The 17323-nt window shown below is 63.9% G+C and carries 17 protein-coding genes; 7 read left to right on the plus strand and 10 right to left on the minus strand.

Features of this window, described 5'->3' with window-relative positions; all coding sequences use genetic code 11:
* Positions 1–17: 17 nt before the first annotated feature.
* Positions 18–722, minus strand: coding sequence for a nitroreductase (locus tag WDX12_RS31385; protein ID WP_320295284.1), 705 nt, complete (start codon positions 720–722; stop codon positions 18–20).
* A 280-nt stretch (positions 723–1002) separates the two neighbouring features.
* On the opposite strand from WDX12_RS31385, the gene WDX12_RS31390 reads away from it, so the two are divergent.
* The 5 genes from WDX12_RS31390 to WDX12_RS31410 are packed head-to-tail and all read left to right on the plus strand — an operon-like array spanning position 1003 to position 8538.
* The gene (locus WDX12_RS31390; protein ID WP_430699246.1) at positions 1003–1545 is read left to right on the plus strand and encodes a helix-turn-helix domain-containing protein; all 543 of its coding nucleotides are present in this window, start codon (positions 1003–1005) and stop codon (positions 1543–1545) included.
* An 18-nt stretch (positions 1546–1563) separates the two neighbouring features.
* Entirely contained in the window at positions 1564–4017 is a 2454-nt protein-coding gene (locus tag WDX12_RS31395; protein WP_434723227.1) for a GcvT family protein, read from the plus strand.
* Positions 4014–4913, plus strand: a complete 900-nt coding sequence (locus WDX12_RS31400) for a homocysteine S-methyltransferase family protein (protein WP_320295281.1) — start codon at positions 4014–4016, stop codon at positions 4911–4913. Before WDX12_RS31395 ends, WDX12_RS31400 begins: the two co-directional genes overlap by 4 nt.
* Positions 4913–6094, plus strand: coding sequence for a pyridoxal phosphate-dependent aminotransferase (locus tag WDX12_RS31405; RefSeq protein ID WP_434723228.1), 1182 nt, complete (start codon positions 4913–4915; stop codon positions 6092–6094). Before WDX12_RS31400 ends, WDX12_RS31405 begins: the two co-directional genes overlap by 1 nt.
* Entirely contained in the window at positions 6091–8538 is a 2448-nt protein-coding gene (locus WDX12_RS31410) for a GcvT family protein (RefSeq protein WP_434723229.1), read from the plus strand. Before WDX12_RS31405 ends, WDX12_RS31410 begins: the two co-directional genes overlap by 4 nt.
* A 57-nt stretch (positions 8539–8595) precedes the next feature.
* Here the strand turns inward: WDX12_RS31410 and WDX12_RS31415 are convergent, their stop codons facing one another.
* From WDX12_RS31415 to WDX12_RS31455, 9 genes are all read right to left on the minus strand, one after another.
* The gene (locus tag WDX12_RS31415; RefSeq protein WP_320295278.1) at positions 8596–8886 is read right to left on the minus strand and encodes a type II toxin-antitoxin system RelE/ParE family toxin; all 291 of its coding nucleotides are present in this window, start codon (positions 8884–8886) and stop codon (positions 8596–8598) included.
* Positions 8883–9116, minus strand: a complete 234-nt coding sequence (locus WDX12_RS31420) for a hypothetical protein (protein ID WP_320295277.1) — start codon at positions 9114–9116, stop codon at positions 8883–8885. The genes WDX12_RS31415 and WDX12_RS31420 overlap by 4 nt, the downstream gene beginning before the upstream one ends.
* A 78-nt stretch (positions 9117–9194) precedes the next feature.
* Positions 9195–9782: an NAD(P)H-dependent oxidoreductase gene (locus WDX12_RS31425; RefSeq protein WP_434723230.1), complete on the minus strand. Its 588-nt coding sequence runs from the start codon at positions 9780–9782 to the stop codon at positions 9195–9197.
* Complete coding sequence (locus WDX12_RS31430) at positions 9782–10363, minus strand: NAD(P)H-dependent oxidoreductase (protein WP_434723231.1); 582 nt, start codon at positions 10361–10363, stop codon at positions 9782–9784. Before WDX12_RS31430 ends, WDX12_RS31425 begins: the two co-directional genes overlap by 1 nt.
* 45 nt (positions 10364–10408) lie before the next feature.
* Positions 10409–11806, minus strand: coding sequence for an FAD-binding oxidoreductase (locus WDX12_RS31435; RefSeq protein WP_434725737.1), 1398 nt, complete (start codon positions 11804–11806; stop codon positions 10409–10411).
* Entirely contained in the window at positions 11806–13107 is a 1302-nt protein-coding gene (locus WDX12_RS31440; protein ID WP_434723232.1) for a cytosine deaminase, read from the minus strand. Before WDX12_RS31440 ends, WDX12_RS31435 begins: the two co-directional genes overlap by 1 nt.
* Before the next feature lie 39 nt (positions 13108–13146).
* Complete coding sequence (locus tag WDX12_RS31445; protein WP_434723233.1) at positions 13147–13998, minus strand: ABC transporter permease; 852 nt, start codon at positions 13996–13998, stop codon at positions 13147–13149.
* On the minus strand, positions 13985–14806 hold the full coding sequence (locus WDX12_RS31450; protein ID WP_320295272.1) for an ABC transporter ATP-binding protein: 822 nt from the start codon (positions 14804–14806) through the stop codon (positions 13985–13987). The genes WDX12_RS31445 and WDX12_RS31450 overlap by 14 nt, the downstream gene beginning before the upstream one ends.
* A 15-nt stretch (positions 14807–14821) precedes the next feature.
* Complete coding sequence (locus WDX12_RS31455) at positions 14822–15826, minus strand: ABC transporter substrate-binding protein (RefSeq protein ID WP_320295271.1); 1005 nt, start codon at positions 15824–15826, stop codon at positions 14822–14824.
* A gap of 252 nt (positions 15827–16078) precedes the next feature.
* On the opposite strand from WDX12_RS31455, the gene WDX12_RS31460 reads away from it, so the two are divergent.
* Both WDX12_RS31460 and WDX12_RS31465 read left to right on the plus strand, forming a co-directional pair.
* Entirely contained in the window at positions 16079–16462 is a 384-nt protein-coding gene (locus WDX12_RS31460) for a RidA family protein (protein WP_434723234.1), read from the plus strand.
* 60 nt (positions 16463–16522) lie between these two features.
* Entirely contained in the window at positions 16523–17320 is a 798-nt protein-coding gene (locus WDX12_RS31465; protein WP_434723235.1) for a creatininase family protein, read from the plus strand.
* Positions 17321–17323: the final 3 nt, after the last annotated feature.

A 17323-nucleotide genomic window follows, 5' to 3' on the forward strand; every position in this document is an offset into this window, starting at 1 on the left:
CGAGAAATTCGGCGTCATTATTCCGCGAAGCTTACCCAGTCCTCGAGCGGCGCGCGGTCGGTGCGGAAATCATTCTCCGGCTTCGACGTGTCCTCATAGCCGAGCGCCATGCCGCAGACGACGATCTCCTCGTCGGGAATACCGAGCACCGGCCTGATCTGGCGGTGATAGGGCGCGAAGGCCGCCTGCGGACAGGTATGCAGCCCCCGGCCCCGCGCCGCGACCATGATGTTCTGCAGGAACATGCCGTAGTCGATCCACGACCCCTGATTCAGCCTCCGGTCGATCGTGAAGATCATGCCGACCGGCGCGTCGAAGAAGATGAAGTTGCGGTCGTGCTGCGCCCGCATCTTGTCGACCTCGCGCCGGCCGATGCCGAGCGCGCCGTAAAGCCCGAAGCCGTTGGCGCGGCGGCGCGTGAGGTAAGGTTCGAAGAACTGGTCGGGATAGTAGCGATATTCGTCCCACTCGACCTTTTCGGCGCGGATACCTGAGTTGAGGATGGCATCGCTGATGCGCTGCTTGACCTCGCCCTTGGTCACATAGACGCGCCACGGCTGCATGTTGGTGCCGGACGGCGCGCGCGCGGCGACTGCCAGGATCGCGCGGATTGTGTCGTCATCGACCATATCGGGCAGGAACGCGCGCACCGACCGGCGCGATAGGATCGCCTCGTCGACGATCTCCGCATCCGACGCGATCCGGATGTTCTTCTCAAGCATGGGTCGTCCCTTTCGGCATGGCCAGAAACCCGCAACCCGGTTTCCTTAACGACCATCCGCAGACTATAAGCTAAAACTGGTCCCGACCGGACGCCCCACTCGCCGCTCGTGCGCGAGCCTTTGCATCAACCGCCGAAAACGCGCAAGCAAATCTTGTGGCCTATGAAAATCTCCTTGATTTTTTCATGATTTTATCCTCTCATGAAATTTATCCAGATTTTTTCACGAGCAACCTTTGACCCCAACCGCGACCAAATCGGAGCAGGACAATGGCGACCGGCTGCTGGCCGGCGACATCCGTGCGCTCCGCAAGGCGCGCGGTCTCACGCTCGCCGAAATTGCGCTCAAGTTAAGCCGTTCGGTCGGTTGGGTCAGCCAGGTCGAGCGCGGCCTCTCGGTTCCTTCGCTCGGTGACTTGAGGGCATTCGCCAGCCTCTTCGACGTTCCGATCAGCCTGTTCTTCAGTCATGATGTGCCTGTCGAAGAGGAACGCGGCGTGGTCGTGCGCGCGGGCAGCCGCCGCTCGCTTGGCACAAGTGAATCCGGCCTGGTGGAGGAGCTTCTATCGCCCGACCTCGGCGGTAGCTTCGAGATGCTGCGCTCGGTCTTCGCGCCGGGTGCGGAGCTGAAGACCGAAACGCGCCGTCCCACGGAAGAAGCGGGCTATGTCGCGTCGGGCACGTTCGAGATCGAGATCGACGGCGTCTGGCATCGTCTCGGCGAAGGCGATTCGTTCCGCTTCGAGGGCAAGCCGTTCCGCTGGCGCAATCCAGGCGCCGAGCCGGCGGTCGTCATCTGGGTGGTTTCACCGCCGGTATATTGAGTAACTTTGGAGGAAGACATGGCGGGTTTGCCGACCACGGCACGCGTGGTGATCATCGGGGGCGGTGTCGTCGGCTGCTCATCGCTCTATCATCTCTGCAAGGCGGGTTGGACCGACTGCGTGCTTTTGGAAAAGAACGAGCTGACCTCCGGCTCGACCTGGCATGCCGCCGGCAACGTGCCGACCTTCTCCTCGTCCTGGTCGCTGATGAACATGCAGCGCTACTCGACCGAGCTCTACCGGGGGCTCGCCGAAGCGGTCGACTATCCGATGAACTACCATGTCACCGGCTCGCTCCGGCTTGCCCATAGCAAGGAGCGCATGCAGGAATTCCAGCGCGCCAAGGGCATGGGCCGTTATCAGGGCATGGACATCGACGTCGTCGGCCTCGACGAGATCAAGCGCCGCTATCCCTTCATCGAGACGCATGAGCTGAAGGGCGCGCTCTATGATCCGAGCGACGGCGACATCGACCCGGCGCAGCTGACACAGGCTTTAGCCAAGGGCGCGCGCGACATGGGCGCCAAGATCATCCGCTTCTGCCCGGTCACCGGCGTGCGCCGCGAAAACGGCGAATGGGTGGTCGCCACGCCGCAGGGCGAAATCCGCTGCGAGATCGTCATCAACGCCGCCGGCTACCGCGCCGCCGAAGTCGGAAAAATGTTCGGCCGCGAAGTGCCGATGATGGTGATGAGCCATCAGTACATATTGTTCGAGGAAATCCCCGAGCTAGCCGCCTGGACGAAGGAACAAGGCCACAAATTGCCCCTGCTGCGCGACGTCGACACGTCCTACTACCTGCGCCAGGAAAAGAGCGGCATGAATCTCGGCCCTTATGAGCGCAATTGCCGCGCGCATTGGGCGACGCACAACGACCCGATGCCGGAGGATTTTTCCTTCCAGCTTTTCCCCGACGATCTCGACCGCCTCGAGCATTACCTGGCCGACGCCGTCGCCCGCGTGCCGATCCTCGGCACCGCCGGCCTCTCCAAGGTGATCAACGGACCGATCCCCTATGCGCCGGACGGCAACCCGCTGATCGGGCCGATGCCCGGCGTGCCGAACGCCTTCGAGGCCTGCGTCTTCACCTTCGGCATCGCGCAAGGCGGCGGCGCCGGCAAGGTGCTGGCCGAATGGGTGACCGAAGGCCAGACCGAATGGGACATGTGGTCCTGCGATCCGCGCCGCTTCACCAGCTTTGCGTCGGCGCCCGACTACTGCGTCGCCAAGGGCATGGAAATCTACGGCAACGAATACGCCATCCAGTTCCCGCGCCATGCCTGGCCGGCCGGGCGCGACCGAAAGCTTTCGCCGCTGCATGATCGCATCAAGGCGCTGGGCGGCCAGTTCGACGCCTATAATGGCTGGGAGCGCGCCACCTGGTATGCCGGGCCGGGCGACGACACGTCCGAGGAAGCGACGCTGACCTTCCGCCGCGACGGGCCCTGGCAGCAACGTGTGCGCGAGGAGTGCCTGGCGGTGCGCGACGCCGCCGGCATCCTCGACCTGCCCGGCTTCTCGCGCTTCAACCTCGAAGGTCCGGGCGCGGCCGACTGGCTGGCAACGCAGGTGACCGGTCTTGTGCCGAGGCCCGGCCGCATCGGCCTCGTCTATTTCGCCGACGACAAGGGCCGCATCGTCACCGAAATGTCGGTGGTGCGCCATGGCGAGGACCAGATGACGCTGATCACGGCGGCGGTGGCGCAGTGGCACGATTTCGAATGGCTGAAGTCGCGCATGCCCGCCGACGCGGCCTTCACGCTGACCGACCGGACGGAGGAATATTCCACGCAAATCCTCGCCGGCCCGAACTCGCGCAAGATCCTGGCCGAAGTCAGCGACGCCGATCTCTCGCTGCCCTGGCTGACGCATCAGGAAACGACCATCGCCGGCCGCTGGGCGAAATTGGTGCGCGTCTCCTTCGCCGGCGAGCTCGGCTGGGAGATCCACACCAAGGTCGCGGACACGGCGACCGTCTTCGACGCCGTCTGGGCCGCCGGCCAGAAGCACGGGCTGAAGCCGTTCGGTATGTATGCGCTGGATTCGCTGCGGCTGGAGAAAGGCTACCGCGCCTGGAAGGGCGATCTCTCGACCGACTATTCGATCCTGCAGGGCGGCCTGGAGCGCTTCGTCAAATGGGACAAGCCCGACTTCCGCGGCAAGACGGCCTTGCTCAATGAAAAGCAGCAGGGCGTGAAGAAGCGCTTCGTCACGCTGGTGGTCGAAAATCCCGGCGACTGCGACGCGCCCTATATGTCGACGCTCTGGCACGGCGGCAGCATCGTCGGCGAGACGACGTCGGGCGGCTGGGGCCACCGCGTCGGCAAGTCGATTGCGCTTGGCATGCTGCGCGCCGATCTCACGCAGCCGGGTACGGCCATCGAAGTCGAGATTTTCGGCGATCGCTTCAAGGCCATCGTCCAGAACGACGAGCCGCTGTGGGATCCGAAGAATGAGAGGTTGCGGGCATGACCTCCGTCATCCTCACTGACGGCGGCATGGGCCAAGAACTGGTCCGGCGCAGCAGGTCCGAGCCGACGCCGTTGTGGTCGGCCAGGGTCCTGATCGACGAGCCGGACCTGGTGCGCGACCTGCATGCGGAATTCATCCGTGCCGGTGCGCGTGTCATCACCATCAACACTTATTCGGCAACGCCGGAACGCCTGGCGCGCGAGGGCGCCGAAGATCTGTTCAAGCCTTTGCAGAAGCGCGGCATCGAACTGGCCCACCAGGCTCGTGACGAGGCCGGCGACACTGCGATTGCCGGTTGCCTGTCGCCTCTGTTCGGCAGCTACGCGCCGGCGCTGACCATATCATTCGAGGACACGCTCGACATCTATCGCCGCATTGTTGCCGAGCAGGCGGACGGCGTCGATCTGTTCCTGTGCGAGACGATGGCTTCCGCCGAGGAGGCCCGCGCGGCCGTCACTGCGGCGTCGGAGAGCGGCAAGCCGGTATGGGTGTCCTGGACGCTCGCCGATCATGGCACGCCACGCCTGCGCAGCGGCGAAACCATTGCCGCCGCGGCGGACGCCCTCGGCGACCTGCCGGTCGCCGCTAGGCTGCTCAACTGCTGCCGGCCCGAGGCCATCGCCGCCGCCTTGCCCGAACTCGTCGCGCTGGGTGGACCGGTGGGCGCCTATGCCAACGGTTTCACCTCGGTCGAGGCGCTGAAGCATGGCGGCACCGTCGAGGTGCTGCATGCCCGCCATGATCTCGATCCGCAAGCCTATGCCGACCAGGCCATCAGCTGGGTCGATGCCGGCGCCGGAATTGTCGGCGGCTGCTGCGAGGTTGGCCCCGCCCACATTGCCGCCCTGCGCGACAAGCTCACACAGGCCGGCCACCAGATTTCGGGAGTGTCCTGATGCCAAAACCGTCAAAGCGCATTACCGGCATCGTGCCTTCGGGCAAGGATGGCTGGGAAGTCCATTTCGCCGCCTGGACCCGCAAGCAGGCCGGCGAAGACATCATCGTCCTTTCCGTCGGCGACCATGACTTCGACACGCCGTCGGAAACGATCGAGGCCTGTGTGACTGCCGTGCGCGGCAGCAACCATCACTACACGCCGCTCCCCGGCCTGCCGCGCCTGCGCAAGGCGATGGCGGCGGCATCCACCGCCTGCAGCGGCATTCTGACCGAACCCGACGAGGTCATCGCCACGGCCGGTGGCCAGGGGGCGCTCTATGCCGCCGTGCAGGGCGTGCTCGATCCGGGCGATCACGCCATCGTCGTCGCGCCCTATTACGCCACCTACCCCAATACCTTCAGCGCCGCCGGCGCCAGCTTCACCGTGGTCGAGACGCCGGCCGAAGACGGGTTTCAACCCCGCGCGGACATGATCCGCGCCGCGCTCAAGCCCAATACCCGCGCCATCCTGATCAACACGCCGAACAACCCGACGGGTGCTGTCTATTCGCGCGAACGGCTCGAGCAACTGGCCGAAATCTGCAAGGAGCATGACCTCTGGCTGCTGTCGGACGAGGTCTACTGGACGCTTGGCGGCGGCGAGCACATCTCGCCGCGTTCGCTTCCCGGCATGGCCGAGCGCACGCTGGTCATCAACTCCATGTCGAAAAGCCACGGCATGACCGGCTGGCGCATGGGCTGGCTGACCGGGCCGAAGGCGATGATCGCGCTGATGATCGACCTCAATCTGGTCACGACCTACGGCCTGCCGGCCTTCATCTCGATCGCCTGCGCCGAGGCGCTGGAGAACCACTATGGCGTGAAGGACATCGCCGAGCGCTATGCCGCGCGGCGCACCGTCTTCCTCGACGCCCTGCGGGGCGCCAATGAGGTCACCGTGCGCGGCTCCGAAGGCGGCATGTACATCATGCTCGATGTCTCCGCCGTCGAGCCGGACGACGAGAAATTCGCCTGGGCGCTGCTCGACAAGGAAAAGGTCGGTGTTATGCCCGGATCGAGCTTCGGCGACGCCGCCGCCGGGCACATCCGCATCAGCCTCTGCCAGTCCGAAGCCATCCTCAAGGAAGCAGCGCTTCGTGTTCGCCGCTTCGCTTCCAACTATCGCCGCGAGGCCGCATGACCAAGACCATTCCGACCAAGGCCCGCGCGGTGATCATCGGCGGCGGCGTCTCCGGCTGCTCGGTCGCCTATCACCTGGCCAAGCTCGGCTGGACCGACATCGTGCTGCTCGAACGCAAGCAGCTCACCTCAGGCACGACCTGGCATGCGGCCGGGCTGATCGGCCAGTTGCGCGGCTCGCAGAACATGACCCGGCTGGCGAAATATTCGGCCGACCTCTACGTCAAGCTTGAGGCCGAGACCGATGTCGGCACCGGCATGCGCCAGGTCGGGTCGATCACCGTGGCGCTGACCGAAGAGCGCAAGCACGAGATTTACCGGCAGGCCTCTTTAGCCCGCGCCTTCGATGTCGACGTGCGCGAGATTTCGCCGCGCGAAGTCAAACAGATGTACCCGCATCTCAACGTGTCCGACGTGGTCGGCGCCGTGCATCTGCCGCTCGACGGCCAGTGCGATCCGGCCAACATCGCCATGGCGCTGGCCAAGGGCGCGCGCCAGCGCGGTGCGACGATCATCGAGAACGTCAAGGTCACCAAGGTCCACACCAGGAACGGCCGCGTCTCGGGCGTCTCCTGGGCGCAGGGCGAGGAGCAAGGCACGATCGAGACCGACATCGTGGTCAACTGCGCCGGCATGTGGGCGCGCGAGCTTGGGCGGCAGAACGGCGTCACCATTCCGCTGCACGCCTGCGAGCATTTCTATCTCGTCACCGAGCCGATCCCGGGCCTGTCGCGCTTGCCGGTGCTGCGCGTGCCGGACGAGTGCGCCTACTACAAGGAAGACGCCGGCAAGATGATGCTCGGTGCTTTCGAGCCGGTGGCAAAACCCTGGGGCATGGACGGCATCCGCGAGGATTTCTGCTTCGACCAATTGCCCGAGGACATGGACCATTTCGAGCCGATCCTCGAAATGGGCGTCAACCGCATGCCGATGCTGGGCACCGCCGGCATCCATACCTTCTTCAACGGCCCCGAAAGTTTCACGCCCGACGACCGCTACTATCTCGGCGAGGCGCCGGAACTCGCCGGCTACTGGATGGCGACCGGCTACAATTCGATCGGTATCGTCTCTTCCGGCGGCGCCGGCATGGCGCTGGCGCAATGGATCAATGACGGCGAAGCGCCCTTCGACCTCTGGGAGGTCGACATCCGCCGCGCGCAACCTTTCCAGAAGAACCGCCGCTATCTCAAGGAGCGCGTGTCGGAAACGCTCGGCCTGCTCTATGCCGACCATTTCCCCTACCGCCAGATGGCGACCTCGCGCGGCGTGCGCCGCTCGCCTTTGCATGAACATCTCAAGGCGCGCGGCGCCGTCTTCGGCGAAGTGGCGGGCTGGGAGCGCGCCAACTGGTTTGCGCGTGACGGCCAGGAGCGCGAGTACCGCTATTCCTGGAAGCGGCAGAACTGGTTCGACAACCAGCGCGAAGAACATCTTGCCGTGCGCAACGGCGTCGGCCTGTTCGACATGACCTCCTTCGGCAAGATCCGCGTCGAGGGCCACGACGCCTGTGCCTTCCTGCAGCGGCTCTGTGCCAACGACATGGACGTCGCGCCGGGCAAGATCGTCTACACGCAGATGCTCAACCAGCGCGGCGGCATCGAGAGCGACCTCACCGTGACCCGGCTTTCCGAAACGGCCTATTTGCTCGTCGTGCCGGGCGCCACGCTGCAGCGCGACCTCGCCTGGCTGCGCAGGCACGTCGCCGACGCGTTCGTCGTTATCAGCGACGTGACCGCCGCCGAAGCCGTCATCTGCGTCATGGGGCCTGACTCGCGAAAATTGATCCAGAAGGTCAGCCCGAACGATTTTTCCAACGAAGCCAATCCGTTCGGCACGTTTCAGGAGATCGAGATCGGCATGGGCCTCGCCCGGGCGCACCGCGTCACCTATGTCGGCGAGCTCGGCTGGGAGCTCTATGTCTCGACCGAGCAGGCCGCCCATGTTTTCGAGGCACTCACTGAGGCCGGCGCCGAGGTCGGCCTGAAGCTTTGCGGCCTGCATACGCTCGATTCCTGCCGTATCGAAAAGGCCTTCCGCCATTTCGGCCACGACATCACCGACGAGGACAATGTCCTGGAGGCGGGCCTGGGCTTTGCCGTCAAGACGAGCAAAGCCGGCTTCATCGGCCGCGACGCCGTGCTCAGGAAAAAGGAAGCCGGCCTGTCACGCCGGCTGGTGCAGTTCCGCCTGAAAGACCCGCAGCCTCTGCTCTTCCACAACGAGGCGATCCTGCGCGACGGCAAGATCGTCGGCCCGATCACATCAGGCAATTACGGCCACCATCTCGGCGGCGCGATCGGCCTCGGCTACGTGCCGTGCCAGGGCGAAAGCGAGGCGGACGTGCTGGGCTCGTCCTATGAGGTGGAAATCGCCGGCGAGCGCTTCGCGGCCGAGGCATCGCTGAAGCCGATGTATGACCCGAAAGCGGAACGGACGAGGATGTAGCCTTTTTTCTGTCCGCGTCGGGCAGGATTGCCCGCAGGCGTGACCATGGGACCGTTGTTACTTGTCCGGCATGGTTGAGGGATCGCGAGCACCATGACGAATACCGACAATCACGATTTCGTCGGCGGAAGGCTCGTAGTAGATCAGGTACGGATAAGGCCTCACGACGATCCGGCGCATCGGCCTTTCGTCTGTAGCGACGCCGCTTAGGGGATGTTCAAGCAATAAATTGATGACCGCATGGAGTCTGGCTTGGATCCGCCTCGCTCCTTTGGGTGACTGCAATGCTATATTGCCGAGAACCTCATCCAACTCGGCCAACGCCGCCAGTGTATAACGAAGCTTCAAAGGCCGTGCTTCGCCCAAACAGCACGAACTTCCTCGTCGGTTGCAAATTCACCGCGTGCAGCCTGCGCCCGGGACATCGCGAGCGAGGCTTTTTCCTCTCGGCTCAGTTGATGAACAGGTTCGTCTCCGTCGTCACCCGCGAGGCGCAAGAGGACACGCGCATACTCGTCTTGCAATTCAGGAGGCAAGGTGCGGACGCGTTCGACAGCATGTTCGAAAAGCTTGGTCATGCCATTAATATGCACTTCATTTCCGCATAAAAAAAGGCAAACCCGTTCGGCGCTATCCCGCAGGATCGCTGACGTCCCCTAAAACCGCTCCAGCGTTCTGCGAACTTTGACCAAAAACGCCGCCCTTGTCTTCGGCGTCGAGGCATCCATCAAATAGTGTGCCAGGAAAAACGTCTTGCAGCGCGTGGCGCACAGCGCCCGCATGCCGCGCAGGATGGTCTTGCGGCCGGGCTGGCCGACGACGACGCTCCACCAGGTCGGCGCGCCGCAGGTGGTGATGACGCCGACCTTGGTCACATGCCGCATCAGCGACGTGATCCGCCCCCTGCCGCCTGGCAGTTTGAAGGCGATGTCCGTGGCCCACACGCGGTCGAACCATCCCTTCAGCATCGCCGGCAGGCCGTACCACCAGGTCGGATAGATGAAGAGGATCGCCTGCGCCCATTGCAGATGCTCGAAATGCGGTGCCAATGCCGGGTCTTTCGGCGCCCGGTCGTTGTAGAAGCGCCGCTCCTCGCAGTTCATCACCGGATCGAAATTCTCGGCATAAAGGTCGAGCAGCCGCACATCCCAACCCCGCCCCTTCAGCACCTCGACGGCAGTATCGCGGATCGCCGCGCAATAACTCTCCGGCACTGGATGGCAATAGACCACCAGCACGCGCATCAGAAAGCGTCCATCGTGGCCGCGACCTTCGCCATGAAGACGTTGCGCGTCTCGTCGGTCGACAGATTCATCGAATAATGCGCGAGATAGGAGACGGGAGCGCCGGGCTTGATCGTGGCCCGCAGCATGCGCTTGACGATCTTGCGCGGCGGGTCGCCCATCAGCATGGCGCGAAAACGGCTGCCGCCATAGGTGGTGATGGCCGCCATTTTACGGATGTTGTGCAGCGTCGGCCGCACCTTGCCGTCGACCAGCTTGAACGACACGCCGGGCAGGAAGACGCGGTCGAAGAAACCTTTCAGGATCGCCGGATAGCCGTAATTCCAGACCGGAAACGACAGCACCAAGGCCTCGGCGTTCTGCAGCCTTTCGACATAGCCGGCGACCGCGTCGTCCGGCCCGCGCGGGTCGTGGTAGCCGAGCCGCTCGACGCGTGTCAGCCTGGGATCGAAGTCCTCGGCATAGAGGTCGCAGTCGTCGATCGCATGCCCCGCCGCGGCGAGCCGCTCGACGATCGTCCTGTGCAGGCCGGCGTTGAAGCTGGTCTCCACCGGATGAGCGTAGAGGACGAGGATTTTCACGGAAGAGCATCCCGCGGGTCAGCGCGCCGCACGTTCGCCATCGGCTCAACTCGCCTTTTGCAGCCCTTGGAACAGGAAGGGCTTACCCGAGCGATAGTCATAGGCAGGGTTCTCCCAGGCGATCATCTTGCCTGGGTTGAGCAGCCCTTGCGGATCGGTCGCGCGCTTGAAGGCAAGCTGCGCTTCGTCCGTTCGCTTCATGCCTCCCTCCTCCAGTGTGTAGCGGTGGGGGTTGAAGATCCAGCAGCCATTGTCCTCGTGGATGCGGATGATCTCGTCGAGCCGCTCTTCCGTGGTGAAGCGCACCAGCGGCAGGCCTGCCGCGCCGATCGCCCCGTCGAAGCGGATGAATTCGAGATGCGCCGGCACCTCGTCGCCGAAGCGCTCGACCATCGCCTTGACGTGGGCCAGATGATCCGGCGACGGATAGCGAGCCTGGAGATAGGTGATGGTCGGATCGACCCGGATCGCCCGCAGCGTCGTGTGGTTCCAGGTCAGTTCGTAGGCCGGCGGCAGTCCCTTGAGGTCTGCCTCCCGGTCGGCCCGGAAAACGATCTCGCCTTTGGTGCTGCGCACGAAGGCGACGAAAGCGTCCATCGCGTGTGGCGCGATCATGCAGACCACGATGCTCTGCTCGCGCCGGAAGAATTTCTGGTGCCGCTTGAAATAGTCGTAAGGGATGGGCGCCGCGATCGGCGTGATCAGCTTCGCCAATATGCCGTCCTGGATGGCAAGGTCGTTGCCGAAGCCGGCCGCGTCCATGAAATCGTCGAAGCCGACGATGGCGTCGATCCAGTCGTAAGAAGCGGTCAGCGGCATCTCGACCTCGGTGATGATGCCGTTGGTGCCGTAGGCGTGCATGACCTTGAGCACGTCCTCACCGGTGAGATCCATGACACGCGGCTCGGCTTCCATGGTCACGGTCCTCAGCCGGATGACATTGCCGAGGTCGCGCAAGCCACCCCAGCGGATCGAGCCGACGCCGCCCGAACCGCCGGCGACGAAGCCGCCGATCGAGGCCGTGTTGTAAGTGGACGGCGACATCCTGAGTTCCTGAACGGAATGCGCCCGCGTCGCCTTGTCGATGTCGGCCAGAACCGCGCCCGGCCCGGTCACCGCGCGCCCGGGCGCGATCGTCTTTATCTCTTTCATCTCGGCGAGGTTGAGCACCACGCCGCCCGACAGCGGCATCGCCTGCCCGTAATTGCCTGTGCCGCTGCCGCGCGGCGTCACCGGAACGCCGTGCTTGTGGCAGGCGGCGAGAACGCGGATGACCTCATCCTCGTTCTTCGGCGTGACGATCAGGTCGCCCTTGACGTTGTCGAGCTGCGCTTTCAGCACCGGACTGTACCAGTAGAAGTCGCGGCTCTTCTGCTGGACGATGGCCGGATGGTCGTCGACCTTGATCCCGTCGAGGTCGCGCTTCAGCGCTGCGATATCCATCATCCCACCATCAGTTCGTCGAGTTCGGCATAGTCGGGCAGTTGGCGTTCGATCGCCCTGCCCTGGCGCACCACGATGCGATCCGATTCAGGCCGCGACAGCAATTCGGTCCAGCTCCGCCCCTTGAAGACGATGAAGTCCGCGCTGCCGCCGGCGGCAAGCGTCCCGGCGCCGTCGAGCCGCATCACCTCGGCCGGCGTCGCCGCCACCGCCTTCGGCCAGTCGCCGACCGGATGATCGAAATGCAGGATGCGCGTCGCCATGCGGTAGACCTCCAGCATGTCGAGATCGCCATAGGCGTAGAACGGATCGCGCGTGTTGTCGGAGGCGACCGCCACCTTGATGCCGCGCGCCCTCATCTCGTGCAGCAGCGTCACGCCGCGCCAGCGCGGCGTCGTCTCGTTGTTGCGGCGGTCCTGCAGATAGAGGTTGCACATTGGCAGCGACACCACGGCGAGCCGCGCCTTCGCCACCTTGTCCAGCGTGTCGAGCACCTCGAGGTCGGGCTGGCGCGCCAGCGAGCAGCAATGGCCGACCAGGATGTTGCCCTCAAAACCGTTCCACAGCGAAGCCTCTGCGATCTTCTTCAACGAGATGGCCGCGACATCGTCGGTCTCGTCGGCATGGAAATCGAGATCGAGCCCATGCTTGATCGCCTGCGCGAAAACCTGGTCAAGCAGTTCCTCGAGGTCGGGCACCATGTAGGTCACGACGCCGAGCACGCCCTTGGCCGCGGCGACGCGCTTCGCCAATTTCTCGAACCATTTCTTGTCGCGCACGGCTTCGATGCCGAGCAGGCACGCGGCCTGCAGGTCGATCCGCCCGCGCCATTTTTCCCGCATCATCTCGAACACCGGCCAGGAGATTTCTTCCTGCGGCGCGACACTGTCGAGATGCGTGCGCAAGGCCTTGGTTCCATGCGCATAGGCTGAGCGCAGCGAGAAATCCATGCGGCGCGCCACATCCTCGGCGCTCCAGCGCGCGGTGCGGTCGGCGCCGGTGGCGTTGAGCGCGCCCATGAAGGTGCCGTCGGGATTGGGTTTTCGCGGCCAGATATGGCCCTTGTCGATATGGGTGTGGCAGTCGACGAAGCACGGCAGCACGATCCGGCCGGCAAGGTCGATCGCGTCGGCCTGCGCCTTCGACCTGGCATGGGCGACAATGCCCGCGATCTTGCCGTCGGCGACGGCCAGCTCAGCCAGCGCGAAACCATCCGCGTCGAAGGGCACCGCAAGGCCGGGCGTCAGCGACCGATGAACACGGGCATTGGTGAGCCGGTAGGAACCAGAGGCAGGTATCAAGATCTGGTCCTCGCGATTTCCACTGCTGCTTCAACCACTCTAGCGCTCCTGCTTCAGAGCGCTCTCGTGCCAGCGGCGCAGGATGAGGTGCGACACCAGCGACAGCACCAGGAAGATCAGTATCCCGGTGAGCGAGATCAGGATCAGCGCCGCGAACAACCTGGGAGCGTTGAGCCGGTAGCCTGCCTCGATGATGCGCGAGGCGAGGCCCGACGACTGCCCCTGCGCGCCAGCGACGAATTCGGCGACCACCGCACCGATCAGCGACAGGCCGCCGGCGATCTTCAACCCGCCGAGGAAATAGGGCATCGCCGCCGGCAGCCGCAGATAGCGCAATTGCTGCCAGCGTGTCGCGCCGTTGAGCTTGAACAAGTCGCGCAGGTTTCTGTCGACCGAGTTCAGGCCGAGGGTCGTGTTGGAGAGGATCGGGAAGAAGGCGACGATCCACGCGCAGAGCAGCAGTTTGACGGTCTGGTTGTTCACATAGATGTTGATCAACGGAAAGATTGCGACGATAGGCGTCACCTGCAGCACGATGGCGAAGGGGAAGAACGACATCTCCACCCATTTCGACTGCGCGAACAGAACCGCCAGCCCGACGCCGCCGATTACGGCGAGAAGCAGGCTTAGGAAGGTGATCCTGAGCGTCACCAGCAGCGAGGAGAACAGCAGCCCCGCATCATTGTGCAGCGTCTGCAGCACCACGCCCGGCCGCGGCAGGATGTATTGCGGGATCTCGTTCCAGACGCAGATGCGATCCCAAAGCCAGATCGCCAGCACCATGATCGCCAGCGGCAGCACCCATTTGCCGACCCGTTCCAGCCGCTCCTGGCGCGCGCGGCGCGCCTCCTCGGGATCGAGCTTCAATGCAGTGTCGTCAATGGCCGTCATGATGAGGTCCGGCGGTTGAGTTGATGGCGTCGACCAGCACGTCCGAGGCCTGCCGGCAAAGCGCGGCGTAGTCGGGTGAAGTCCGGAACACCTCGTCGCGCGGATAGGGCGCGCTGATGGGGAGCTCGCCGAAAACGCGGCCCGGCCGCGCGGCCATGACAACGACGCGGCTGGACAGGAACACGCTTTCGAAGACGCTGTGGGTGACGAAGACCACGGTGAAACGCTCGTCCTGCCACAGTTCCAGAAGGTCGTTGTTGAGCTTGAAGCGAGTGATCTCGTCGAGTGCGGCGAAGGGTTCGTCCATCAGAAGGATGCGCGGCTTGGTCACCATTGCCCGGGCGATCGAGACGCGCATCTTCATGCCGCCGGAGAGCTCGCGCGGCACGGCGTTCTCGAAGCCGGTGAGATGGACGCGCGCCAGCATCTCCATCACCGCCGGTTCGGCCTTGGCACGCGACACGCCTTTCAGCCTGAGCGGCAGCCAGACATTGTCGAAGACGCTCGCCCAAGGCAGCAGCGTCGGCTCCTGGAAGACGAAGCCGATGTTCGAGCGGTCGATCGAGCCTCGCCAATCGAGCTGCCCGGAGGTCGGCGTCGACAGGCCGGCGATCAGCCTGAGCGCGGTCGACTTGCCGCAGCCGGACGGGCCGAGCAGGCTGACGAAATCGCCCTCGCGAATCGCAAGATCGACCTTGCTCAGCGCCGTCACGCCGTTGGAAAAGATCTTGCCGACATTGCGCAACGCCAGCAGCATCGGGGCCTCGCCCGATGCCGCCGGCGTCTCAGCCACTTTCTCCTGGATCATCTCAGGCAGGCCGCCTTACTTCTTCAGCTCCAGCCCAACGCCCTTGTTGATGAAAGCCAGCGTGTAGGCCTTCTTGATGTCGATGCCCGGCTGCGCGACCTTGGCCTTGACCATCTTGTCGTAAAAACTCTGGATGCGCGCGTCGGTCATGGCACCGATGCCGAGCTTTTCCGAATCGCCGGAATCGACGACGCCGAACTTCTTCAGCTGCTCGATCGAGAAGGCGATCTGCTCATCCGTCATGTCCGGATTGTCCTTCTTGATCATCTCGTTGGCGGCTTTGTTGTCGCCGTAGAGGTAATTGTACCAGCCCTTGGCCGAACCATCGACGAAGCACTGCACCACCTCCGGCCGCTTGTCGATCGTGTCCTGCATCACCTCGATGGTCGTCGCATAAGTATCCCAGCCATAATCGGCGAGCAGAAACTGGTTCGGCACGAAGCCGCCTTGCTTCTGCACGGCGAACGGCTCGGACGTCACGTAGCCCTGCTGGATCGACTTCTTGTTGGCGATGAAGGGCGCCGGATTGAACGTATAGGGCACGCGCTTGGCGGCATCGTAGCCGAGATCTGTGACCATCCACTGGAAGAAGGTCTGCGCGCCTTCGTCACCCATGATGTACTGGTCGGCGTTCTTGAGGTCTTCCCACTTGTCCAGCCCCTCTCCCGGATGGGACATGATGACCTGCGGGTCCTTCTGGAAGTCGGACGCGACGACACGCATCGGAATGCCCTGCTGCACGGCGTCGAAGGCCGAAAGCAGATTGCCGCCCATATAGAAATCGATCTTGCCGGCCAGTAGCATCGGCCGGCCGCTGACCTGCGGGCCGCCCTGCATGATGGTGACATCGAGGCCGCAGGCGGCGTAGGTGCCGTCGGCAACGGCCTGATAGTAGCCGCCATGCTCCGGCTCGGCCAGCCAGTTGGTGCCGAACGTCACCTTCTCGTTCGCGGCAGCAGCCAGCGTGCCCGCCACCAGCAAGGCGATCGACCCCGCCAGGATCTTTCTATTTCCGATCATAAACTCACCCTCTCTTGGCTCCGGCGCGCGACGCGCTGGGCTCGACACCATTGGTTCAAGAAGCAAGACACATGCCACCGCCCGGGCCGCCCGCTTGCGCGGCAGTCATTGCCGAGACCGGAAGGGTCATGCTGTACGAAAGGCATCGTGCCTATTTTTTGAACGCCTGTCCATAATCGCCCTGGCGGCATGCACCGCATCTTGAAGCTTTCATGAATCGAGCCTTAGTCTTAAGGCGCACAGGAGAATGCCATGCTGAAATACCTTGCCCCCAAGACCATCAAGCCGCCCTTCGCTCGTTACAGCCACGGCGTTGAAATACCCGCCGGAAAACGGCTGGTGCTGTGCTCCGGTCAGCTGGGCATCGGGGCTGACGACCATGTTCCCGAGGACGCCGGAGCGCAGGCCGAGCTCTGCTTCAAGAACATCGCCGCGATTCTGAGCGAAGCCGGGATGACCTTGAACGACACCGTGCGCATCAACGCCTTCGTCACCGGCCGCGAACACCTGCAGGCCTATATGGACGTCCGCAATCGGCTCTTTTCGGACCCGGCGCCTGCCTCCACGCTGATGATCGTTTCCGGCTTCGCCCGTCCGGAATTCAAGGTCGAGGTGGAAGTGTTGGCAGCAGGCTAGCTGTTGCCGGGGATAGCCTTTAGACCTCAGGCCGGACGCAGAACAATCGGGAGATGAAACGTGACGACAAGACGAGTGTGGTGGGGCGACTACCGGACGACCGAATATGCCTCGATCGACGCCGAAGCGACCATCGCCGTGCTGCCGGTGGCGGCGATCGAGCAGCATGGCCCGCATCTGCCGGTCTCGACCGACACCTCGATCATGGTCGGTATGCTGGAGACGGTGATTGCGCGGCTGCCCGACGATCTCGACATCCGCATCCTGCCGGTGCAGGCGGTCGGCAAGTCGAACGAGCACCTGCATGCGCCGGGAACGCTCACCTTGCCCGCCACCACTTTGGTCGATGCCTGGACCGAGCTTGGCCTCTCGGTCGCCCGCGCCGGGGTGAGGAAACTGATCATCGTCAATTCGCATGGCGGCAACGAAGAGATCATGGGCATCATCTCGCGCGAATTGCGCGTGCGCGCCAAGATGCTGTCGGTGAAGACGAGTTGGCAGCGTTTCGGCCGTCCGACAGGCATGTACACCGAGCTCGAGGATCGTCACGGTATCCACGGCGGCGATGTCGAGACCTCGCTGATGCTGCACTTCCGTCCTGATCTCGTCGACATGACCAAGGCGGATAACTTCGTCTCCAATGTCGCCCGCGCCGAAAAGGAATTTGCCCTGCTGCGCCACACCGGAACGCACGCCTTCGCCTGGATCGCCAGCGACCTCAATCCAAACGGCGTGGTCGGCGACGCCTCGATCGCCACGGCCGAGAAGGGCCGCCTGACGGCGGAAATGCAGGCCGACGGTTTTATCAAGCTGGTCAGGGATGTTCGTAAGGCGAAGCTTGCGGACTGGCTGTCGTAGCTA

It is taken from the genome of Mesorhizobium sp. RIZ17 (assembly GCF_051127865.1).
Lineage (GTDB): Bacteria > Pseudomonadota > Alphaproteobacteria > Rhizobiales > Rhizobiaceae > Mesorhizobium > Mesorhizobium humile.